Below are 21,008 nucleotides of genomic sequence, written 5' to 3' on the forward strand. Positions count from 1 at the left end.
AGTGGAACCGGCAACCGATCAAACGCGTTTTCTTCCCTCTGTCCGGTCGCGTACCGAACTGGAAAAGATCAGCCGCCCGCATACAACCTATTGGCAGGATGTTTGGCGGAGGCTGAGAAAAAACATTCTGGCGATGACCGGACTTGTCCTGATATTGCTGATCGCCCTGATGTCTATTTTCGGTCCGATGATCTCCCCTTATGATTACAGTGATCAAAACTTGAAAGACGGCATCAATCTGGAACCTTCCGGCGAGCATTGGTTCGGGACGGACGATTTGGGGCGGGATGTTTTTGTCCGCGTCTGCGAAGGGGGACGAATCTCCCTGACGATCGGGCTGATGGCCGCATTGATCGATCTGCTGATCGGGGTGATCTATGGAGGGATTGCCGGTTATCGGGGAGGGAGAACCGATGAAGTGATGATGCGAATCGTTGATATTTTATGGGGACTGCCTTATTTATTGACGGTCATTTTGCTCATGGTGGTCATGCCGCCGGGGTTGGGAACGATTATTCTCGCGCTGACCGTGACCGGATGGCTGAATATGGCCCGCTTGGTAAGGGGACAGGTTCTTCAGTTGAAAGAACAGGAGTTTGTGCTGGCCGCCCGGACTCTCGGAGCCGGTACAAAACGGATTTTGTTCAAGCATCTGATTCCGAATGCCATGGGCCCGATCATCATCATGCTCACCTTGACCGTCCCGTCGGCCATCTTTGCCGAAGCGTTTTTAAGTTTTTTGGGATTGGGTGTCCAGGCACCGATTGCCAGCTGGGGAACGATGATCAACGATTCACTGATCACGATTCTTTCCGGTGAATGGTGGCGCCTCTTTTTTCCCTCGTTGTTCCTCTGTATCACAATGCTTGCTTTTAACGCCCTCGGTGACGGACTGCGTGACGCGCTTGATCCGAAGATGCGCAAATAGAAAGGAAGAGAAAAATGGGGACGAATCCGCTTTTGGAGGTAAGCGATTTGCACATTTCGTTTCAGGTGGACGGCGGGGAAGTGCAGGCGGTCCGCGGTGTTACTTTTGCCTTGCACAAAGGGGAGATGCTGGCGGTAGTCGGTGAATCGGGCAGCGGCAAAAGCGTCACCGCCTTGTCGCTGATGCGGCTCATCCCTGATCCCCCGGGCCGGATCAAGCAGGGGAAAATCATGTTTGACGGCAAGGATTTGACAAAACTCTCCGAGCGGGAAATGTTTCAAATCCGTGGCTCAAAGATCGCGATGATTTTTCAGGATCCGATGACTTCCTTAAATCCGACCATGACCGTGGGAAGACAGATTATTGAAGGGATCCGCTGGCATCAGCAGACGGGCGTGACCGAAGCGAAAGAAAAAGCGGTGGAAATGCTGAAATTGGTCGGAATTCCCAATCCGGAAAAAAGATTGACGCAATACCCGCACGAATTTAGCGGCGGAATGCGCCAGCGGGTGATGATCGCCATGGCCCTCGCTTGCAATCCGCAAGTCCTGATCGCCGACGAACCGACGACGGCACTGGATGTTACGATTCAGGCCCAGATCCTGGAGCTGATGAAAAAACTTCAGCGGGAAACGGATACGGCGATTATTCTCATCACGCATGATCTGGGGGTTGTCGCGGAAACCGCAGATCGCGTTGCGGTGATGTACGGGGGACGGCTGGTGGAAACCGGCGGGGTGGAAGAAATATTTGCGGATGCGCGCCATCCCTACACCTGGGGATTACTTGATTCCATGCCGCGCTTGGATCTGCCGCGTGACCGGCATCTGGAACCGATTCCCGGCTCGCCCCCCGACTTGTTCTCTCCTCCAGCCGGTTGTCCATTTGCCGACCGCTGTCCTCATGCCATGAATATCTGTCATGAAGAAATGCCGCCGGTCACCCAGATTACCTCCACCCATCAGGTTTTTTGCTGGCTGGAAGATCCGGCTGCGCCATCGGTAGAGAGGAAAAAGCGAATCATCGGCTGAGTTTCCCGAAAAGGCAGTGCATTTCTCCGATTGAGAGACAGCAGCTTGACACCCGGGCAGTTTGGCGATATGATCAGAATGATGAATGAAGAAAAATTGAAAATTCTTCTTATCCAGAGTGGCGGAGGGACTGGCCCGATGAAGCCCGGCAACCTCGCTATGATCATTAGCGGTTGGTGCCAATTCCTGCAGAACGCAGAATCGTTCTGAGAGATGAGAAGAGGCTTGAAGATAAATAGCGTGAGCAAAGAAGCCCTCTTCTTTTTGAAGAGGGTTTTCTGTTTTCATGACATAGGTCTTTTACCTAAAATCATTGGAGGAATGAGGATGTTGACACGGGCCATCAGCCGGAAAAATACAGAAAAAATCGGTTCGCTGCAATTGGAGTCCGGTGAAAAACTCGCTGAGGTGGAAGTGGCGTACGAGCTGGCGGGAAAATGGACGCTTGAAAAGGATAACGTGATTGTCGTTTGTCATGCATTGACGGGGGATACTCACACCGTCGGGGATGAACAGTCACCGGGCTGGTGGGACGGCTTGATCGGGCCTGGAGGCTATATCGACACGCAGCGGTATGCAGTGATCACCATGAACACGCTCGGCGGGTGCAACGGGAGCACGGGGCCTTCCTCACCCCATCCGGAGACAGGCACTCCTTATGGAAGCCGTTTTCCCAAAGTGACCATCCGGGATATGGTCAAGGCCCAATACATTTGCCTTGAAAAATTGGGGATCAGACACGTGAAAGCGGTGATCGGGGGATCGATGGGAGGCATGCTGGCCCTCGAATGGGCGGTGATGTACCCCGACTTTATGGACGCCTGCATTCCGATTGCGACCGGGGCAACCTTGTCCTCGCTGTCGATGGCTCATAACGAAATCGGGCGCCGGGCGATCATGCTGGATCCGCAGTGGCAAGGCGGGGATTATTACCCGGGTTCCGGCCCCCTCAACGGGTTATCGACGGCACGCATGGTGGGCATGGTCACTTACCGGACCGAAGATTTATTTGAACGGCGCTTCCGCCGGGAGGGAGAAGAAAATCCTTATTTGCAGGTTGAGAGCTATTTGCGGTACCAAGGTGAAAAACTGGTCAGCCGGTTTGATGCCAATTCCTATCTCCTGTTTCTTTCCGCAATGGACGGGCATGATATCGGGCGGGGACGCGGTGGAATCGAGAAAGCAGTCGAGATGATCCGCGCCAGGATCTTAACGATCGGGATTACGGAAGATATGTATTTTCCGGTCAGGCAGCAGCGTTCCTTTCATCAGCTTTGTTTAAATAAAGGGAAAAACGCAGTTTACCATGAATTTTCATCATATTACGGACATGATGCCTTTTTGGTGGAATTTAACCAATTTGGCTCCAAAATACGGCAATTTTTGGAGGTAAGCGGCTAGTTTCCCCCCCTTGATGGTTCCTTGACGGTACTTCCATTTCGGGAGTAAAATAAATACCGAGTTGAAACCCTTTTCTATTATTGTTATTTTGGAAGAGTTTTCAATTCTCTTTACTGCGATTATGACCTGGATTGGAGGCAAAAGATGAGCACGCAACGCAGTTTTTTCAACCGTCGGATACACTCGTTGCTGGGCGTAATACCGGTGGGCTTTTTTTTACTTGAACACTTGTATACCAACTATTACGCCACCAAAGGGGCAGGCGCTTTTGTAGAGCAGGTTAAGTGGCTTTGGCATATTCCCATCTTAACTGTTCTGGAAATCGTTTTTATTTTCTTGCCTCTTTTGTATCACGGGATTTACGGTTTGTATATCGCTTTTCGGGCGAAAAACAATGTGGGGAACTTTGGTACATTCCGCAACTGGATGTTCCTTCTGCAACGGGTTACCGGCGTGATCACGTTGATTTTCGTCATTTGGCACGTCTGGGAAACGCGGGTTCATGTGGCGCTGGATCATTTGACAGCGGAACAACTGGCGGAACTCATGGCAACGATCCTGCAAAATCCGGTTTTCCTGACCCTGTACCTGATCGGATTGATCTCCGCCGTCTTCCACTTCAGCAATGGAATGTGGGCGTTTCTCGTCAGCTGGGGGGTAACGGTCGGACCGCGCGCACAAAGGGTATCCACCTGGGTCTGGGGCGTTGTTTTCGTGATCGTTTCCTACATGGGTGTGTCTTCGCTGTTAGCATTTGCAAGACCAGAATTCATCCAACAATTGGCACAGCATTAGAAGGGAGCACATGCCAATGAATGAAAAAATCATTGTTGTAGGCGGCGGGCTGGCCGGTTTAATGGCTACGCTCAAGGCGGCTGAAGCAGGCGCCGATGTTCAACTCTTTTCCCTTGTCCCCGTAAAGCGCTCTCACTCCGTGTGTGCACAGGGAGGCATCAATGGTGCTGTGAATACCAAAGGAGAAGGGGACTCCCCGTGGGAACACTTCGATGATACGATCTACGGCGGCGACTTTTTGGCAAACCAACCGCCGGTAAAAGCGATGTGCGAAGCGGCACCGGGAATCATTTATCTGATGGACCGGATGGGTGTGCCATTCAACCGCACACCGGAAGGGTTGATCGATTTCCGTCGCTTTGGCGGAACCAAACACCACCGTACTGCCTACGCGGGTGCAACCACCGGGCAGCAGCTTTTGTATGCGCTTGATGAACAAGTGCGCCGCTACGAAGTGGAAGGACGCGTTACTAAATATGAGTATTGGGAGTTTCTGAGAATTTTGCAGGATGACGCAGGAGTATGTCGGGGGATTGTTGCGCAAAATTTAAGAAGCAGTGAAATTGTGGCATTCCCGGCAGATGCGGTCATTCTGGCGACCGGCGGACCGGGAATTATCTTTGGTAAATCGACCAACTCCATGATCAATACCGGTACGGCGGCGAGCGCTGTTTATCAGCAAGGGGCTTATTATGCCAACGGCGAGTTTATCCAGATTCACCCGACAGCGATTCCGGGAGATGACAAACTTCGCCTGATGTCGGAATCGGCCCGGGGAGAAGGCGGACGCGTCTGGACCTATAAGGACGGAAAACCGTGGTATTTCCTCGAAGAGTGGTATCCAGCCTATGGAAACCTGGTACCGCGTGACATTGCCACACGCGCCATTTTTAAAGTGTGTGTGGATATGAAACTGGGGATCAACGGCGAAAACATGGTCTATCTGGACCTCTCGCACAAAGATCCGAAAGAATTGGATATCAAACTCGGCGGTATTATTGAGATTTATGAGAAATTCATGGGAGAGGACCCGCGCAAAGTCCCGATGAAAATTTTCCCTGCCGTTCACTACTCGATGGGCGGATTGTGGGTTGATTATAACCAAATGACCAACATCCCCGGCCTGTTTGCAGCCGGCGAATGCGATTATCAGTATCACGGGGCGAACCGTCTGGGCGCAAACTCGCTCCTGTCCAGCATTTTCGGCGGAATGGTGGCTGGCCCGAAAGCGATCGAATATGTGCGTGGCCTTGACAAACACATTGATTCAATTGATGCCAGCCAGTTTGAGTCCCAAGTGAAAGCCGAAGAGGAAAAATACGAAAACATCCTCAAAATGGACGGGACCGAGAATGCATATGTTCTGCACAAGGAACTGGGCGAATGGATGACCAACAACGTGACCATCGTGCGTTACAACGACCGCTTGAAGAAAACGGATGAAAAGATCCAGGAACTGATGGAGCGCTATCAGAATATCAGCATGGTTGATACCAGCAAATGGAGCAACAGCGCAGCATCGTTTACCCGCCAGCTGTGGAACATGCTGCAACTGGCCCGCGTCATCACCATTGGTGCCTACAACCGGAATGAAAGCCGCGGGGCTCACTATAAACCTGATTTCCCTGATCGTAACGATGAAGAGTGGCTGAAAACAACCAAGGCGAAATTCACTCCGGAAGGTCCTGAATTTGAGTATGAACCGGTCGACATTTCTCTGATCAAGCCTCGTCCGCGTCGCTATGATGTGGATAAGGGAGGGAACAAAAAACAATGAGCGAACAACAATTTGTACACCTCATCGTCACACGGCAGGACGGTCCGGATGGAAAGCCGTACAAAGAAGAGTTTAAAATCCCTTATCGAAAAAACATGAATCTTATTTCTGCGTTAATGGAAATTCAGCGCAATCCGGTCAATTCCAAAGGCGAAAAAGTGTCTCCGGTACAGTGGGAATCCAACTGTTTGGAAGAAGTTTGCGGTGCGTGCTCCATGGTGATCAACGGCAAACCCCGTCAGGCGTGCACGGCTTTGATCGATAAACTGGAACAGCCGATTCGCGTTGAACCGATGAAAACTTTCCCGGTCGTACGCGATTTGGTTGTCGACCGCAGCCGCATGTTTAACGCGCTGAAACGCGTAAAAGCGTGGATTCCGATCGACGGGACGTATGATCTTGGTCCGGGGCCGCGCATTGCGGAAAACGAGCGGCAATGGCGTTATGAGTTGTCCAAGTGCATGACCTGCGGCGTCTGTCTGGAAGCTTGTCCAAACGTCAATACGAAATCTGATTTTATCGGTCCGTTTGTCGTCGGACAAGTCCAGCTCTTCAACTCCCACCCGACAGGGGCCATGAACAAGGAAGAGCGCCTTGAGGCATTGCTGGGCGAAGGCGGTTTGCAAGAATGCGGAAACTCACAAAACTGCGTTCGTGCCTGTCCCAAAGGCATCCCGCTTACCACTGCGATTGCCAAGTCCAACCGCGATGCAACCAAACACATGTTTAAAAAATGGTTGTCTTTCTAAGAAAGTGGCCGTCAGCGACATGCTGGCGGTTTTTTCTGTATAAAAAAGGAACCACTGATTCGTGGTTCCCGTTCATTTCGATTAATTCTTTTTGTCCGAAGCGTTGGTGAAAAATTCTCCGATCGAGCTGAAGAAATCTCCCAGCCATTCAAAGATCGTATCGATAATTCCCTGTGTCGTATCCGAGTTCAGGATATCCTTAATGTCGCCGCGCAGGCTTTGCAATTGGCTGCTGATTTGATCCCAGTCGATTCCAAGTTTGTTGAAGTTCTGTGCGTATTGAACAAGGTTATTGATGGTTTCCTGGTTCAGGTTAATATTGAAATCGTTCGATACATTAACGATAATGTCACGATAATCCTGCGGGGTTTCCGGTTTTTGATCGGAGACCTCTTCTTTTACTTTATTGATGAACTGCACTGCTTTGTTCGGATCTTTGATCTGGTCAGCCAGCTGGGAGGTGACGACGATTTCTTCGTTGGCCACTTCTTTTTTGTTTTCATCGATTTTTTGCCCGGTTGCCGTTTCAAATGCTTTGATGATCCCGGTCAGACCAGCTGTTCCCGATACACGGAACGGAGCTGTCACATAAATATCAGCATCTTTGATACCTGCGGTGATCGCGGCATTTGCATACATGCTGGGTGTGATATTGGTGATGTTTTTTGTTTTGACCGAGATGCCTCCGGAGTTGTTTATCGTGATTTTAGCGGAGGAAATCGCTTTGGTTCCGATGACATTATCACTTAAGTATTTCCCTAAATATTGGTGTTCTTCCTGGTTGGTCACATCGACGATCCGCACATTGCCGGAATTTTCATCGACACCCATTTCTGCCAAGATATTGTCACGTTGCGTACCTGTCAAGTCTTTACCCAAAGTGACAACGGTCTGCGCTTCAATGGCATCAGCAGAGGCAAGCGAAGGTAGCAACATCGTCATGGCCGTGATGAAGGAAAGAGTCAAAATACTAAATTTCTTCCAGTGTTTTTTCATGTGAAATGAAATCCCCCTTTTCATAAGAGAAAACGAGAAAAGTAAAAGATGGGTTTCGCCATTTCCGCTGCACACCCGGATGTTTTTTCACGGCGAAAATGGGAAAATCCGGTGAGCAAAAAGCGGCTCAAATCTAATTGTAGCGTGTTCCGCGTCATCTGTGAACAAGAAAAAAGTAGGGAACTTTATATTTATCAATAAAAAAAGCTGCTTCCCCAGGGGGAGACAGCAAGGGAGCAGTATTCAGGCAATGAAATCCAAGTGCATTGCGGGCAAGGGGAGCGGTACCCTGCCAACCTTTCTGTGTTTCTGATGGGCGGTCAGTCGGGCTCCACTCCCTTCCCGATTTTGTTTTACGTTGATCTTCGGGTTGTTCAAACAATCAGGATTGTGTTATTTGAAAACCGGTTCTTTCAGTTCCGCCAATTTTTCAAGCGAACTTTTTTCGATGTCGGCGTGAAGGCTGTTGCCATGTGAATCCATTGTCACAATCGCGGCAAATCCTTTTACCTGCAAATGCCACATCGCTTCCGGAATTCCGAACTCCATAAAGTCGACTCCATCAACATGGGTGATGCAATAGGCATAGTACTGCGCTGCGCCGCCAATCGCATTGAGGTAAACGGCTCCATGTTCCTGAAGCGCTTTCAACGTCTTTTGTCCCATACCGCCTTTGCCGATGACAGCTCGAACGCCGAATTTTTTGATGATATCCCCTTGATACGGCTCTTCGCGAATGCTGGTGGTGGGACCGGCCGCTTTCACTTCCCAATTGCCGTCTTTGTCTTTAAGCATCACGGGACCGCAGTGGTAGATGACGCCGCCTTGCAAATCGACGGGTGAATCATGGTCAATCAGATATTTATGAAGCGCATCCCGCCCGGTGTGAATGGGACCGTTTAAAATCACGATGTCCCCCACTCTCAGCTGACGGATTTGCTCTTCGGTAATGGGCGCGGACAGTTCCACCTTGCGGCCGCTTGCAACCGGGTTTGTCTTTTCCTCAGCCTGAACGGATGGCTTTTTGCCGGTATCTTTATAAATCCAGTTCTTGATCTCTCCGGTATTGGCATCAAGGTAAACGCCCTGGCGGCGGAAAGCCCAACAGTTATAGGCCACGGATACATAAAAGCTGGCGGGAATACGGTTGATCGCTCCGATTTTGCATCCCAGCAGTGTGGCATTTCCACCGAATCCCATCGTTCCGATGCTGAGGGTGTTGGCTTTTTCCATGATATAGTCTTCCAGTTGGGCCAGCGAGGGATTGGGATTGGTGTCATCCAGCCTGCGGAACAGCTGCTTTTTGGCCAGTTCATAACCGGTGGTCCGGTCTCCGCCGATTCCCACTCCGATAAAACCGGCGCTGCATCCTTGCCCCTGTGCCTGGTAGACGGCATGCAAGATGCATTTGCGGATTCCGTCCAAATCACGGCCGGCGCGTCCAAGCCCCTCCAATTCGCAAGGCAGGCTGTATTGGATGTTTTTGTTTTCGCAGCCGCCTCCCTTCAGAATCAGACGGACTTCGATGTCATCCTTTTCCCACTGTTCATATTGAATCACAGGGGTGCCTTCACCAAGGTTGTCACCGCTGTTTTCGCCTGTTAAAGAATCAACCGAATTGGGGCGTAATTTCCCCAATTTTGTCGCTTCCTTCACCGCTTCGCGTATTTGTTCACTCATTTTCAGTTGATTTACTCCAACCGGAACCTTGATTTTAAAGGTGAGCATCCCGGTGTCCTGGCAAATGGGGGAAACGTTTTCTTCTGCCATTTTGATATTCTGGTCGATGGTGGCCAGCGCGAGTGCGGAGCGGGTGCCGGCGTTCTCTTTTTCGCGCGCGGAGCGGATGGCTTCCCTGACATCCGGTGGCAAATTGGTTGATGTTTCGGTAATCAGTTTCAGAATGGATTCTTTTAAAGCGTGCATGAATAACCCCTCTTTGCTCCCATTTTTTATCCATCCTCTATTATATCGCTCCTTAAAAGATGAAAAAAACCCCTGATCATCAAAACGATGACCGGGGGATGGATAAAAGCAGGTTAATTCAAGCTTCGCAGGGCATTTTTAATAAAAAGTTCCTCCGAATCAATCATTCCGCATACTCCGCATTGCACACGGTATTGTTCACCATGGTAGCGGTATTGAAAGGGATCCTGGTCAGAGACGTGTTCAATGATCTCCCCTGTTTGCGCATCTTTTTTGACAGGGGTGACCACTTGTTCAATCAGGTTAAACCGGCTGCGGTTATTGCCGCAATGGGGGCAAAGATAAGGAAACGGCATTGGAAATAACCACCTCCAACATTACGTTTCCCGTCTAGTCATGCTCTCATGCAATTCTGCCCCGATCCATTGCTCAGCCCAGTCTTGGATGGAATCGAGTACGGGGGCAAGTGCTTTCCCTTTTTCAGTCAAATCATATTCGATACGGACAGGCGTTTCTGGATAAACGCGCCGCTCGACTATACCGTGCGCTTCCAGTTCTTTTAATCTCTCTGCCAGCATCCGCTCGCTCATTAAAGGAATTTGTTCACGAATATCACGAAAACGTCTGGTTTTTTCCATTAAAACGCGAATAATCAAACCGGTCCATTTTTTGGAGAGTATTTCAATTGCCGCTTCAAACTTCGGGCATATGCAACGTTCCATTCCTCTCACCTCACTTATTATCTTAGCAGATGTTTGCAGGCTTGGCATCTTTCGCTGTTTGTTTGAAGCGGGTTGTTTGATTCGGCTTGAAGAATTGTTAAATCCAGGGTGTTGGCAATACGCGTTGCATTTCCCGGGGAATAAAACGGAAAGCATTCGTCTCTGGTCAAGATGAAAGTCAGACGGGGCAGTCCGTTTGAACCGAAGGGAGATCAGGACTGCTTGGCCCAATCCGGCACAAAAAAATCCCGCTTGATGCCGGTCAGGTCGCTGCGGAAATACACTCATCCACTCCCGTGGATCTTTGTTACATTATTTTCTCCGTCGGCAGTGGTTCATCTTGAGGATCGTGGGGGCCTTCCTGTTTTTTTGCCTCCTCCAGCAAGGAATCGATGGTGGATTTATACCTTCCGAAATACTCGCGGATCTGTCCGTTGCTCCATCCTTTGTTTTTGAATGTTAATAAATGGTCCAAAAGCAGGGGGGACCACAATAATCCCAAAACCGTTTGCGTAAAGGTGTGGGCCGCGATCTCACGTAAACACTGCAAAGGTTTTTTAATGGCAAAAGGCCCTTTTTGCTTCACCGTCACTTTGGGCAAAACTTTGTCCGTCCGCCCGTATTTCGTTTCTTCCAAATGATGAAACCACTCATGATATAAATGCAGTAACCAAATTTCCTCTTCCGGCACTTCCTCACCGTTTCTTTGAAAAAACTGACGGATCTGTTTGAGGGAATGGCGGTAAATGGCAATGGTGGGCGGCTTTTTTATATACTGGGCCCGGATGGACGGATCAGCAGAATGTTTCTCCAGGAATTTGATTCGCACTTTTTGTTTCAACAGATGGTTGATAAAACTTCCCAGCGGGCGTTTTTTCCCATGGAGTGAGGCGATCCGTTCGCCTGTTGCGATTGCTTGTTCGATGAGAGCAGGAACTTGTTCCTTGGAAAGGTATGGATATAATTCGTCCTGTTCCATTTCCGCAAAAAAAAGATAAAAAGGGGGGAGTTGGGGACAATCGTCCAACGTTACTTCATGGAGGTGTTTCCGCCTGATTGAGGGTGTAGTTTTATTCACATTTTCCCTCCATTCCTGCCGTTTTTATAAAGTTGTATGATTGATATGGCTTGACCCATTCCTCACGGAAAAAACACGGCGGCCAGCTTCTTCCCTCCAGTGCCCCGTCATTATTGTTTTTGGCTTAACATGTCAATGATCCATTTTTTCAGATCAATGATGCGAAAATGGTCCGGCGAAGAGTCAGTTCCGCAAACAATCATCGGTACGATGGAATCCAGATGATGGAGTGAACCGTGGCATGCCCCTTTGTGCGTCGGGGAACTGTCACCGATCAACTCATAGCCTGGAGCAGCCGTAACGACGATAACCCGTTCCCCCGTATCCATCACATTGCAAAGGCGAAACAAGACATCGGGGAAGATGCCGAACTCCAATATTTGATTTTCCTGGATTCGGATGTCCAATATGGACAAATCTCCGCTGATCTCCCAGGCCTGTCCATACGTATCCGTATATCCTCCGCCTGGTTTGAACTGCAATTTTCCCTCGGTACTTCCGCTGACCACGTAAACCCAGTCCTGTTCCCGCCAAGCGATCACATCCAGTCTTGTCTCTTCCTTTAAAACATGAATCACTTGTTCCACCGTCAGCGTTTCATCGATCAAATAAATGTAAGCCATCCGCTCGTTGACGCACAGCACCAGCTGATCCCGGGCACTTGGTTTCTTTCTTTTTGTTGGCATAATCTGAAACGGATGCAGCAGTTTGGTCAAATCGATGTAAGCCTCTTGCTTGTTGGGAAGCATTGCTGTTTGTCCGCTGTCTCCGATCACAATAAAAGTCGCCTTGCGAATCGCTTCTTCCCATGAACCAAAAGCGCTTAGAACCTTCTGCAGTTCGACGTCGGCCTTTGCAATCCCTTTGATCTCCTGGGGGCCTTTTTTGTGAACCGCATCATCGTTGGATGGGAAATAAGCGATGGTAAACAAGGGCAATTGACCATTCTGTATGAGCGAAGCCAATTCAGCGCTGCTGTAGCGGTCATTAAAGCCGTAGCGAAAAAAACCGCTGGCCGGTCTGCTTGTACGGAAGAGGCGGGCCATGGCCCCGAAAGAGAAGAAAGCCGGCGCCTTCGCGGCAATGGTGCGGGGCAGCAAGCCCAACAAAGTCGCGATCCATGGTACGGTCAGGGTTTGCTCATGCGGCCCGCGCATAATGATGGCATTGACCGAAGCTGTCGGTACCGCCAGCTCTTCATGAATCGTTTTGACCTCTTTATTGATAAAATGCTGGTTCAAGTTGAGCAAGCCATCTTTTAACACGTTTTTCAACCCGATCGTGAAGGTTTCTTTCAGACCGGTACCGAAGTTGACGACCCGCCCTTCCTGTTTGTGAAAATAGGTGAGTCCGAATATATGGTGCCGACTCGGAGGCATTCCTGTGAGCAGCGTGGTGTCAATGCACGCCGACATGGTTGGAAAAGAAGAGATCACCCGTGGATAATAATGACCGTTATCCCGCAGGTATTTTAGTGCGGGTGCTTTTCCCGCCTGGATCGTTTCCCTGAGCGGAGCGTCCATCAGAGAATCGATCACGATTAAAATCACCGGGCGGGTTGAAGCGCCCAGGTCCGTTTTTTCTTCCGGGCGATTTCCTGCACCTGCGGGCGGCTTTGCAGCCAACAGCAAGACAATGACAATTAGCGCGAGAATAAGGAAAAACCAGGTTAAGAGCATTTGGATTTCATCCTCTGTTCATAAGATAGTTCTAGTCTTTTCACGGGGACGTGATGTTATACGGTTTTTTGGGTCATCGCTTTTTCCGTTCTCTGTTATACTTAATAGTAGGTTCGATTCCCCGCCAATTCATTTGGAAAGGAATGTTGCCGTCATGCATCCATTGCCCAAAGTACCGGAAACCGAAATCAAAACCAGAGTCCGGCGTTTTCAAAATACTTTGAGTGCCCTTGCGATAGACGGAGCACTGATTACCCAGAATATCGACATTTTTTACTTAACCGGCACCATGCAAAATGGCCTTCTGTATGTCCCACAATCGGGTGAACCGTTATTTTATGCGAAGAAAAGCATTGACCGCGCCAGCTTTGAATCCGTGATCCCTGTTGTCGAAATGGGGCGGCAACGGGAATTGGGACAGAAAATCGCCAGCCGGTTTGGCCAGCCGAAAAAAATAGGACTGGAAATGGATGTGTTGCCGTACGGACTGGCGAAACGATATCTCAGCCTCTTTCCCGGAGCCGAAGCGGCAGATATCGCCTTTGCTCTGCGCCAGATTCGCGCAGTGAAATCGGAATATGAACTGAAACACATTCGCGAAGCGGGAAAACATTTAAATGAGATCATCGCGTCACTTCCCGGTATCATTGCGCCGGGGATGACCGAATTGGAGCTTTCCGCCAAAATTGAATATGCCTTGCGCCTGAAAGGAAATATCGGGATTTTTCGGATGCGCGGATATAACCAGGAGCTTTGCCTGGGCATGGTTTCGTCCGGATCGGCTGCGGCAACGCCTACCTATTTTGACGGCCCGGCCGGCGGTTTGGGGCTGTCAATCGCCAGTCCGCAAAGCGCCAGCCGCAAAAAGCTTCAGGCTGGTGAACCGATTCTGGTAGATATCAGTAACGTGGTTGAAGGATATCTGATCGACCAAACCCGCATGGCCGTAATCGGTGACCTCGATCCCGAATTGGAACGTGCCTATCAGATCGCAGTTGGCATCATTCGCGAAGCCGAGCGGATGGGCGTACCCGGGACTCCCTGGCAAGCGCTCTACCAGCGTGCACTGGAAATGGCCGCAGAAGCGGGACTGAGTGAAAACTTCATGGGCTACGGCAGAGACCAGGTCAAATTTTTGGGCCACGGCGTCGGGCTGGAAATGGACGAACTGCCAATTCTGGCACGCGGATTTGATCAACCGCTTGAAGAAGGCATGGTCATCGCCATCGAACCCAAATTCACCTTCCCCGGCCGCGGCGTCATCGGCATTGAAAATACCTACGTCGTCACCGCAGAAGGATTGAAAGCGCTCACCATCGCTCCGGAAGAGATCATCCGCATTCCTGAAAAATAAGAACATGGTAAAGAGCATGGGGGGGGAGGGAGAACCTCCTCCATGCTTTTTTGCGGATCACGTCGTTACCCGCTTGTCATCCCCGTAACATCCCCCCCTCCCGGGGCATAAGATAAGGAGAAATTAACAGCAGTACTGAGAATAACAAAGGGATTTAGCCTAAATTTTCAGTAACGCTTCACGACAACAAATACACGCTCATAATATAACTTGACTGGTCCCTGACCCCTTGTATTCCAAGTGCTCGAGCAAGGAAGGGTGGCATCATTTGACTAACCAACAAGGCAAACCCTTATTAACAAACCGGGAGAGGGAAGTTTTTGAGCTGCTGGTACAAGACAAGACCACCAAAGAAATAGCCCAACAACTCTTCATCAGCGAAAAAACAGTACGTAACCATATCAGCAACGTTATGCAAAAGTTGAATGTGAAAGGACGATCCCAAGCCGTAGTGGAGTTGGTAAGACTGGGCGAATTAAAGATATAGTCTGCATGTGACCCTGCCGCATTTGCAAAGAAGGCAGGGGTTTTTGTTGTATGGATTATTTGGGGAAAGGGGGATTCAAGCCCCTTTTTCCCCTCAAGACAGATAAAAATGCTGATTTACGATAGGGATGAGTAGGAAGGATCACCGATATTTTCCAATAAATACAATCGAATAAATACTATATTTTATATCTAAAGTAAAATTACCCATTTATAAGGAATATTTATTTAAAATATAAAGTTTGTAATATAAATTTAATATAAACTATCTTGCAATTTCGGTGTGGCAGAGGTAAATTTATTTCGTAAATCTGAAAATATTGTTACAAAAGAAAGGCGATTCTTTGAAGAAAAGAGGGATGAGTTTGCAGTTCTTCTATTCCGGGCGTTACTTGCCTCATCGCAGAATGGTCTTTCTGGCCGTCATTCTCACCCTGATCCTCACCTTGTGGCCAGACTGGGTTTACCAGGCATTGGCTGCACCGGATCCCAAACCGGTGGAAATCGAAGCGTTGCGCACGGAAAATTCCAAAACATTCCTCAAGCCAGACCAAAAGACCTATGTATTGCAGGAATATTTGCAACCGATCCACTATAAGCAAAACGGCAAATGGGTGGATATTAATAACAACGTCCAATCAGCAGGAAAAAGTGCCCTTGACTCCGATCTTCCCTATATTAATGGTGGCAACCGGTTCCGTGTCGGATTTGCCAACCATAGCCGCGGAAAAAAAGTGGTGCGCTTCCGCCTGGGTCAGGCTGAAGTGGATTTCGGCCTGATTGGCGGAGCAAACACCACGGCAAAGAAAAAAGAGAATCAGGTTACCTATCCCGATGTGTACCCGGACACCGATCTCACCTACACCGTCACCAACACCGGTGTCAAAGAAGCGTGGGTACTGCACAAATATACGGGACAATTGTTTTATACCCTTTCTGTCAAGACAAAAAACGTTAAAGCGGAAGAACAAAAAGACGGCTCGATCGCGTTTGTCGATGCCAAGGGAAAAACGTTGTTTTCTATTCCGCGTCCCTGCATGTACGATGCGAAAGATGGGATATCAAACAATGTGAAATTTGTATTAAGAACCGAAGGAAACGAAACGTATATCGATTTGAAGCCGGACGATGCCTGGCTCAAAGATCCAAGCCGCGCTTTCCCGGTGACAATTGACCCGTCCATTTCGGTACAGGGCGCAACCAACACCTATGATGCCACGGTCGGCAGTGGGAATGCACAGAACGTCAACTTTGGTACCAACTCGTATTTGCTCACGGGTACCTACACCGACCCAACCTATGGCACGGGAGTATACCGCTCTTACATCAAGTTTGGACTCGCTCCCCTATTGAGCTCAGCTAATATTACATCCGCCAAACTTACGTTGTACCAATACGCAACGACCCAATCGGAACAAGTTGACCTCTACTCTGTAGCAAGCGATTGGCAATCGACTGGGATCAAATGGAGCCAATTGCCTTCAACCGGGTCCTTGATCACCAGCACCACGGTTTCTGATGTGGGTTTCTATGATTTTGACATTACATCTTTGGTCAAACAGTGGTATGGTGGGACCACCTCCAACTATGGCATGATGCTCCGCTTGAATCAGGAAAGCGATAACTGGAAAGGGTTCCGTTCGAGTGACTATCCGGACAACAATTCACAAAAGCCGATGCTGACCATCACCTACACCATCGACCCGATCGGGGTGGAAAGCTTCTGGACTTCCGCCGTCACCAATATCAACACCTATAACGGCAACTTTTACCTGGAAGATTCCGATGTCAGCATCGATGGGCGCGGCACCGGGCTGTCCATCGAACGCTCCTACAACAGCCGGTCGACTGCCAGCGGGATTTTTATGGCTGGACGTCTAACCTGGAACAAAGCCTGAAGATGAGCTATAGCGGACCGGTCGTCTATACGGATGCGGATGGCACCACCCATACATTTGCGCCGGAGTATGGAACAGGAGGGACACCCACAGGGACGTATAAGGCTCCCGGAGGAGTCAATCTCACCCTGGTGAAAAACGGGGATGGCACCTTTACCCTCATCACACCGGACCAGACCAAGTACAACTTCAATACATCGAAAAAACTGGCCTCGATCGTGGACTCCAATGGGAATACCACGACTCTGACGTATACCGGCTCAGTGCCCACAACGATCACGGATCCGTCCGGGCGGACCCTGACGCTGACCTATGATGCCAACAACCGGGTCAGCAAAGTGACAGACCCGACCAATCGGACGGTGGAGTATACTTATGACGCGAGCGGCAACCTGACCGTGGTCACCCACAAAGATGCGGCCGGAACCGTTCTGTCCACGGAAACATTTGCATATGACAGCAACCATAACTTGACATCGATCACCGATCCCAACCACCATACGAAAACGATCGGTTACGATACGGCGAACGACCGGGCCACCTCCGTTTCCTATCCGATCACGGTCGACGGCTCAGTGCAAACGGCCACGACCACAATCGATTACGATCCGGCCAACAACATCACCACGGTGACCGATCCCAAAGGCACGAAAACGATTTATACCCATAACGCCTATGGGAATGTCATCCAAACGACGCAGGACCCAACCGGATTCAATATTAAAAACACGTTTACCTATGACGACAAAAACCAATTGATCAGCCAAAAGGATGGCAATGCCAACGCCAATAACAGCTCGGCCACGTACAACTATACGTATGACAGCAACGGCAACCTGACCAGAGTCAGCACGCCGCTCAAAAACACCAGCAGTGCGACTTATGACAGCAACAACAATCCGGTCACCGAAACGGATGCGAACGGAAACACGACCAAGAATCAATATGATGATAAAGACAATCAAACGTCCACAACGGATGCCGCCGAGAAATCATCGGCGACTGCCTATGATTCGTACGGCAATCCCGTGTCCGAAACCTCCGAGATGAGTCCGGGCAACAACCTGGCCATCAACGGCAGCGTTGAAATCGACCGCGATGGCGACAGCTGGCCGGATAACTGGACCAAGGTTCCCAGCGGATCTTCCAATATTACCTGGGATTCGTCAGGGCTGACGACGGCGGATGGGATTACGCTCGGAAACAAAAGCATCAAAATCTCCATTCCCAGCGATTCAACCGGAGCGGCCGCCATCGCCAGCGACAAGATTCCGTACGACCCAAACAAAACGTATGTCTTGAGCGGGTATATCAAAACCAGCGGCGCCACCGGGCGCGGTGCCATCTACGCCTTTGGGTTCAACTCGCAGACCGGTGCCTACACCTATATCGCCGGAGCGGGCATCACCGGGACGCAAGGCACCACCCGCATCCACTTGTCCTTGGATCCGGGAGCATTACAAGGCTATGACCAATTGCAAATTCGCGGATATATTACAGGCATCAACGGTCACTATGCGGGCACCTATTGGTTTGACGGATTGCAGATCGAAGAAGGGTATTACGGCGCATACAACGTGGTCGAAAACAGCGATTTTGAACGGGATAACGACCCGGCGGGGGACAAAATTCCGGACCGCTGGTATTTGTCAGGAAATACGGCAGCAGGAGACGGCCTGGACACCACCGAAAAGTATAACGGCAACAACTCCGTCAAACTGGTGGGCGATTCGAGCACGTACAAGTCGATCTACCAGGACGTAAACTTAACGGGCGGCGCCGGTTCGGTCCTGACCGTATCCGGTTTCTCCAAAGTGCAAAACCCGAACCCGGGCGGAGGCATTTACGGGCTGATCGTGGAAACATACAGCGGCTCGACCAAGGAAGAAACGTTCACCTACAACTTTGACAAAAGCAAATCGCACGACTGGCAGCATATCGCCAATGAAATCAAGACCAGCCAGCCGTTTGACCGGATTCGCGTCTACTACGAATACAGCAATCAGGCGGGAACGGCCTGGTTTGACACGATCAAAGTGGTGCCGGACGCTATCACGATGTACCATACCTATGACAGCAATGGCAACTACGAAACGAAGACCACCGATCCGGAAGGGCGTGTCACGCAACATACCTATGACACTGTCGGCAATCCAACCAGTGAAACCGTCGGCTCCGACACCACCCAATATGCCTATGACGGGTTGAACCGCCTAACCAAAGTGACGGATGCCAAAAACAACGTTACGCAGTACCAGTACGATGCGAACGGCAACAAAACCAAGGTGACCAATGCCCGCGGGAAGGAAACCACCTACACTTACAACGAATTAAATCAGGTGCAAACGGTCACGGATGCCAACGGGAAAACCACGAGCTACGATTACGACATCAATGGCAACCAGACCAAGGTCAGCCAGCCCAACGGCAACACGGTCGAAACCGGATATGACAGCGTCAACCGGCAAAATTCCGTTTCCTACAACGGCACCAAGGTCTACAGCTTCCAGTATGACGCGAACAACAATGTCACCAAGGAAACGGACGAAACGACGGGCACATCGACCAACTACCAATATGACGACGACAATCGCCTGACTTCCGTTCAAGAGCCAAACAGCAACCAGACCGATTACACCTATGATGCGAACGGCAACGTCACCCAGCAAAAGCTGACTGCCGGCAGCACGGTGATCACGCAAGGATTTGCCGACAACAGCAATAACCAACTGGTCAAAATCACGTCCAACGGGGCGAACCAGGCATGGTTTAACTACAACGAGCAAGACCAGGTGGCCCGCCGCAAAACGGCCGACGGCAACATGACCTTTAACCGCTATAACGGCGCCGGAGATCTGGTCGAACGGGACATCTTCGACAAAAACGGCAACTTGCTCTACAGCTATCTCTACGCATATGACAACAAAGGGCGGATCACCTCCGTTACCGAAACAGACGGAACCAACCCGCCGAAAACGACGTCTTACCAGTATGACGCAGTGGACCAATTGACCAAAGAAACCCGGCCGGACGGAACGGTGATCGAATACACCTATGACGAAACGGGCAACCGCCTCACCAAGAAAGTTACCCAGGGCGGAAACAGCACCACCACGACGTACACATACGATGATGCTGACCAACTCACTTCGGTCAACGGCACGAACTATACCTACGATGCCAACGGCAACCTGACCAGCGATGGCAACAAAACCTATGTCTATGATGCGGCCAACCGCTTGATTCAGGTCAAAGACAACAACGGTAACACCATCGCCTCGTTCACCTACCGGGCCGACGGCATGCGCAAAACCATGACCACCGCTTCCGGCACGATTACGTTCCATTATGACCAAAACAACAATGTGTCTTATGAGACAGATCAAAGTGGAGCGGTTGTGGCGAGCTATACCTATGATGATAACAATCTGCCTGTGAGCATGACCCGGGGCGGGAAAACGTATTTCTACCAATTGAACGGCCATGGCGATGTCGTAGCACTCACGGATAGCACCGGTGCCGTGGTAAACACCTACACCTATGATGCATTCGGGAAACTTGTTAGCCAAACAGGAACTGTAGAGAACCCATACCTGTATGCGGGTTACCGCTATGACAAAGAAACGGGATTGTATTACTTGCAATCTAGGTACTATAATCCGGATACGGGAAGATTCTTGACGAGGGATACGTTTGAGGGGTTTGACAAGGAACCACTGAGTTTGAATAAGTATAGTTATGTTCAAAATAATCCAATTACAAACATTGATTCTACTGGTCATTGGAGTACAACCATTACAATTAGCAAAAAAAATCTCAATAGAATTGTAAATATTTTTTAGGGATCCTTGCTATACTTGCAATCAGATTTGGTGGCGGATGGGGAGGCGCTGCTGTAATTGCAGCGGTTTACTACTTAAGTGAGTTCAAAGATAATTTTTACGGCAACTATTCAGGGGTTAAAATAAAAATAGGTTTTTATTATAAAACGAAAAAGTGGGGATGGCACTACAAAACCAGGGTCCTTATGTTATGGATATGGGCTTATAGGTATAGATAGCGCTTGACTTAAGATAACTTCAATACAGGGGCGATTTTTTGTCCCTGTATTGAACGCATCATCTTTAGTTCTTAACTAATAACTAGCGATTTTGGAATCTTCATTCGCGGAAATAACCTACAACTCTC

General features: G+C 49.7%; 16 protein-coding genes and 1 riboswitch. Of the genes, 10 read left to right on the forward strand and 6 right to left on the reverse strand.

Going from position 1 to position 21,008, the window contains the following annotated elements:
• Position 1: 1 nt before the first annotated feature.
• The 6 genes from JG50_RS0115910 (at position 2) to sdhB (ending at position 6,681) form a co-directional block, all read left to right on the forward strand.
• Entirely contained in the window at positions 2-928 is a 927-nt protein-coding gene (locus JG50_RS0115910; protein ID WP_033102112.1) for an ABC transporter permease, read from the forward strand.
• Positions 929-942: 14 nt separating this feature from the next.
• On the forward strand, positions 943-1,959 hold the full coding sequence (locus JG50_RS0115915) for an ABC transporter ATP-binding protein (RefSeq protein ID WP_033102113.1): 1,017 nt from the start codon (positions 943-945) through the stop codon (positions 1,957-1,959).
• Positions 1,960-2,065: 106 nt separating this feature from the next.
• A riboswitch (SAM riboswitch) is annotated at positions 2,066-2,179 on the forward strand.
• A gap of 107 nt (positions 2,180-2,286) precedes the next feature.
• Positions 2,287-3,360 carry a homoserine O-acetyltransferase MetX gene (metX, locus tag JG50_RS0115920; protein ID WP_052154404.1) on the forward strand — a complete coding sequence of 358 codons (1,074 nt, stop codon included), beginning with the start codon at positions 2,287-2,289 and terminating at the stop codon, positions 3,358-3,360.
• A 144-nt stretch (positions 3,361-3,504) separates the two neighbouring features.
• Complete coding sequence (locus JG50_RS0115925; RefSeq protein WP_033102115.1) at positions 3,505-4,155, forward strand: succinate dehydrogenase cytochrome b558 subunit; 651 nt, start codon at positions 3,505-3,507, stop codon at positions 4,153-4,155.
• A gap of 16 nt (positions 4,156-4,171) precedes the next feature.
• Positions 4,172-5,932 carry a succinate dehydrogenase flavoprotein subunit gene (gene sdhA / locus JG50_RS0115930; RefSeq protein ID WP_033102116.1) on the forward strand — a complete coding sequence of 587 codons (1,761 nt, stop codon included), beginning with the start codon at positions 4,172-4,174 and terminating at the stop codon, positions 5,930-5,932.
• Complete coding sequence (sdhB, locus tag JG50_RS0115935) at positions 5,929-6,681, forward strand: succinate dehydrogenase iron-sulfur subunit (RefSeq protein WP_033102117.1); 753 nt, start codon at positions 5,929-5,931, stop codon at positions 6,679-6,681. The genes sdhA and sdhB overlap by 4 nt, the downstream gene beginning before the upstream one ends.
• Positions 6,682-6,762: 81 nt before the next feature.
• On the opposite strand, the gene JG50_RS0115940 is transcribed toward sdhB, so the two are convergent.
• The 6 genes from JG50_RS0115940 to JG50_RS0115965 all read right to left on the reverse strand — a co-directional run bounded on the left by JG50_RS0115940 (position 6,763) and on the right by JG50_RS0115965 (position 13,082).
• Positions 6,763-7,677, reverse strand: a complete 915-nt coding sequence (locus JG50_RS0115940) for a DUF1002 domain-containing protein (protein WP_033102118.1) — start codon at positions 7,675-7,677, stop codon at positions 6,763-6,765.
• A gap of 393 nt (positions 7,678-8,070) precedes the next feature.
• Entirely contained in the window at positions 8,071-9,603 is a 1,533-nt protein-coding gene (locus tag JG50_RS0115945; RefSeq protein WP_033102119.1) for a fumarate hydratase, read from the reverse strand.
• Between the two features lie 113 nt (positions 9,604-9,716).
• Positions 9,717-9,959, reverse strand: a complete 243-nt coding sequence (locus tag JG50_RS0115950; protein WP_033102120.1) for a hypothetical protein — start codon at positions 9,957-9,959, stop codon at positions 9,717-9,719.
• Between the two features lie 21 nt (positions 9,960-9,980).
• Positions 9,981-10,325 (reverse strand): winged helix-turn-helix transcriptional regulator, encoded by a 345-nt coding sequence (locus JG50_RS0115955; protein WP_033102121.1) that lies wholly within the window; start codon positions 10,323-10,325, stop codon positions 9,981-9,983.
• Positions 10,326-10,632: 307 nt separating this feature from the next.
• Positions 10,633-11,403, reverse strand: a complete 771-nt coding sequence (locus tag JG50_RS0115960) for a hypothetical protein (protein ID WP_033102122.1) — start codon at positions 11,401-11,403, stop codon at positions 10,633-10,635.
• A 110-nt stretch (positions 11,404-11,513) separates the two neighbouring features.
• Entirely contained in the window at positions 11,514-13,082 is a 1,569-nt protein-coding gene (locus tag JG50_RS0115965; RefSeq protein WP_033102123.1) for an alkaline phosphatase family protein, read from the reverse strand.
• A gap of 154 nt (positions 13,083-13,236) precedes the next feature.
• Between JG50_RS0115965 and JG50_RS0115970 the strand changes: the two genes are divergently transcribed.
• The 4 genes from JG50_RS0115970 to JG50_RS18400 all read left to right on the forward strand — a co-directional run bounded on the left by JG50_RS0115970 (position 13,237) and on the right by JG50_RS18400 (position 20,662).
• Positions 13,237-14,436, forward strand: coding sequence for a M24 family metallopeptidase (locus JG50_RS0115970; protein ID WP_033102124.1), 1,200 nt, complete (start codon positions 13,237-13,239; stop codon positions 14,434-14,436).
• A 268-nt stretch (positions 14,437-14,704) separates the two neighbouring features.
• Positions 14,705-14,923 (forward strand): helix-turn-helix domain-containing protein, encoded by a 219-nt coding sequence (locus JG50_RS0115975; RefSeq protein ID WP_033102125.1) that lies wholly within the window; start codon positions 14,705-14,707, stop codon positions 14,921-14,923.
• Between the two features lie 358 nt (positions 14,924-15,281).
• A complete protein-coding gene (locus JG50_RS19055) occupies positions 15,282-16,820 on the forward strand; it encodes a DNRLRE domain-containing protein (protein ID WP_081943990.1) in 1,539 nt (512 codons plus the stop codon).
• A gap of 2 nt (positions 16,821-16,822) precedes the next feature.
• Positions 16,823-20,662: an RHS repeat-associated core domain-containing protein gene (locus JG50_RS18400; RefSeq protein ID WP_052154406.1), complete on the forward strand. Its 3,840-nt coding sequence runs from the start codon at positions 16,823-16,825 to the stop codon at positions 20,660-20,662.
• Positions 20,663-21,008 lie beyond the last annotated feature (346 nt).

This window comes from Thermoactinomyces daqus (assembly GCF_000763315.1).
In the GTDB taxonomy this organism is placed as follows: domain Bacteria; phylum Bacillota; class Bacilli; order Thermoactinomycetales; family Thermoactinomycetaceae; genus Thermoactinomyces_A; species Thermoactinomyces_A daqus.

Coding starts and splice junctions, on each gene's coding strand:
- JG50_RS0115915 (WP_033102113.1), top strand. CDS start 943: ATGGGGACGAATCCGCTTTTGGAGGTAAGCGATTTGCACATTTCGTTT.
- metX (WP_052154404.1), top strand. CDS start 2,287: ATGTTGACACGGGCCATCAGCCGGAAAAATACAGAAAAAATCGGTTCG.
- JG50_RS0115925 (WP_033102115.1), top strand. CDS start 3,505: ATGAGCACGCAACGCAGTTTTTTCAACCGTCGGATACACTCGTTGCTG.
- sdhA (WP_033102116.1), top strand. CDS start 4,172: ATGAATGAAAAAATCATTGTTGTAGGCGGCGGGCTGGCCGGTTTAATG.
- sdhB (WP_033102117.1), top strand. CDS start 5,929: ATGAGCGAACAACAATTTGTACACCTCATCGTCACACGGCAGGACGGT.
- JG50_RS0115940 (WP_033102118.1), bottom strand. CDS start 7,677: ATGAAAAAACACTGGAAGAAATTTAGTATTTTGACTCTTTCCTTCATC.
- JG50_RS0115945 (WP_033102119.1), bottom strand. CDS start 9,603: ATGCACGCTTTAAAAGAATCCATTCTGAAACTGATTACCGAAACATCA.
- JG50_RS0115950 (WP_033102120.1), bottom strand. CDS start 9,959: ATGCCGTTTCCTTATCTTTGCCCCCATTGCGGCAATAACCGCAGCCGG.
- JG50_RS0115955 (WP_033102121.1), bottom strand. CDS start 10,325: ATGGAACGTTGCATATGCCCGAAGTTTGAAGCGGCAATTGAAATACTC.
- JG50_RS0115965 (WP_033102123.1), bottom strand. CDS start 13,082: ATGCTCTTAACCTGGTTTTTCCTTATTCTCGCGCTAATTGTCATTGTC.
- JG50_RS0115970 (WP_033102124.1), top strand. CDS start 13,237: ATGCATCCATTGCCCAAAGTACCGGAAACCGAAATCAAAACCAGAGTC.
- JG50_RS19055 (WP_081943990.1), top strand. CDS start 15,282: ATGAGTTTGCAGTTCTTCTATTCCGGGCGTTACTTGCCTCATCGCAGA.
- JG50_RS18400 (WP_052154406.1), top strand. CDS start 16,823: ATGAGCTATAGCGGACCGGTCGTCTATACGGATGCGGATGGCACCACC.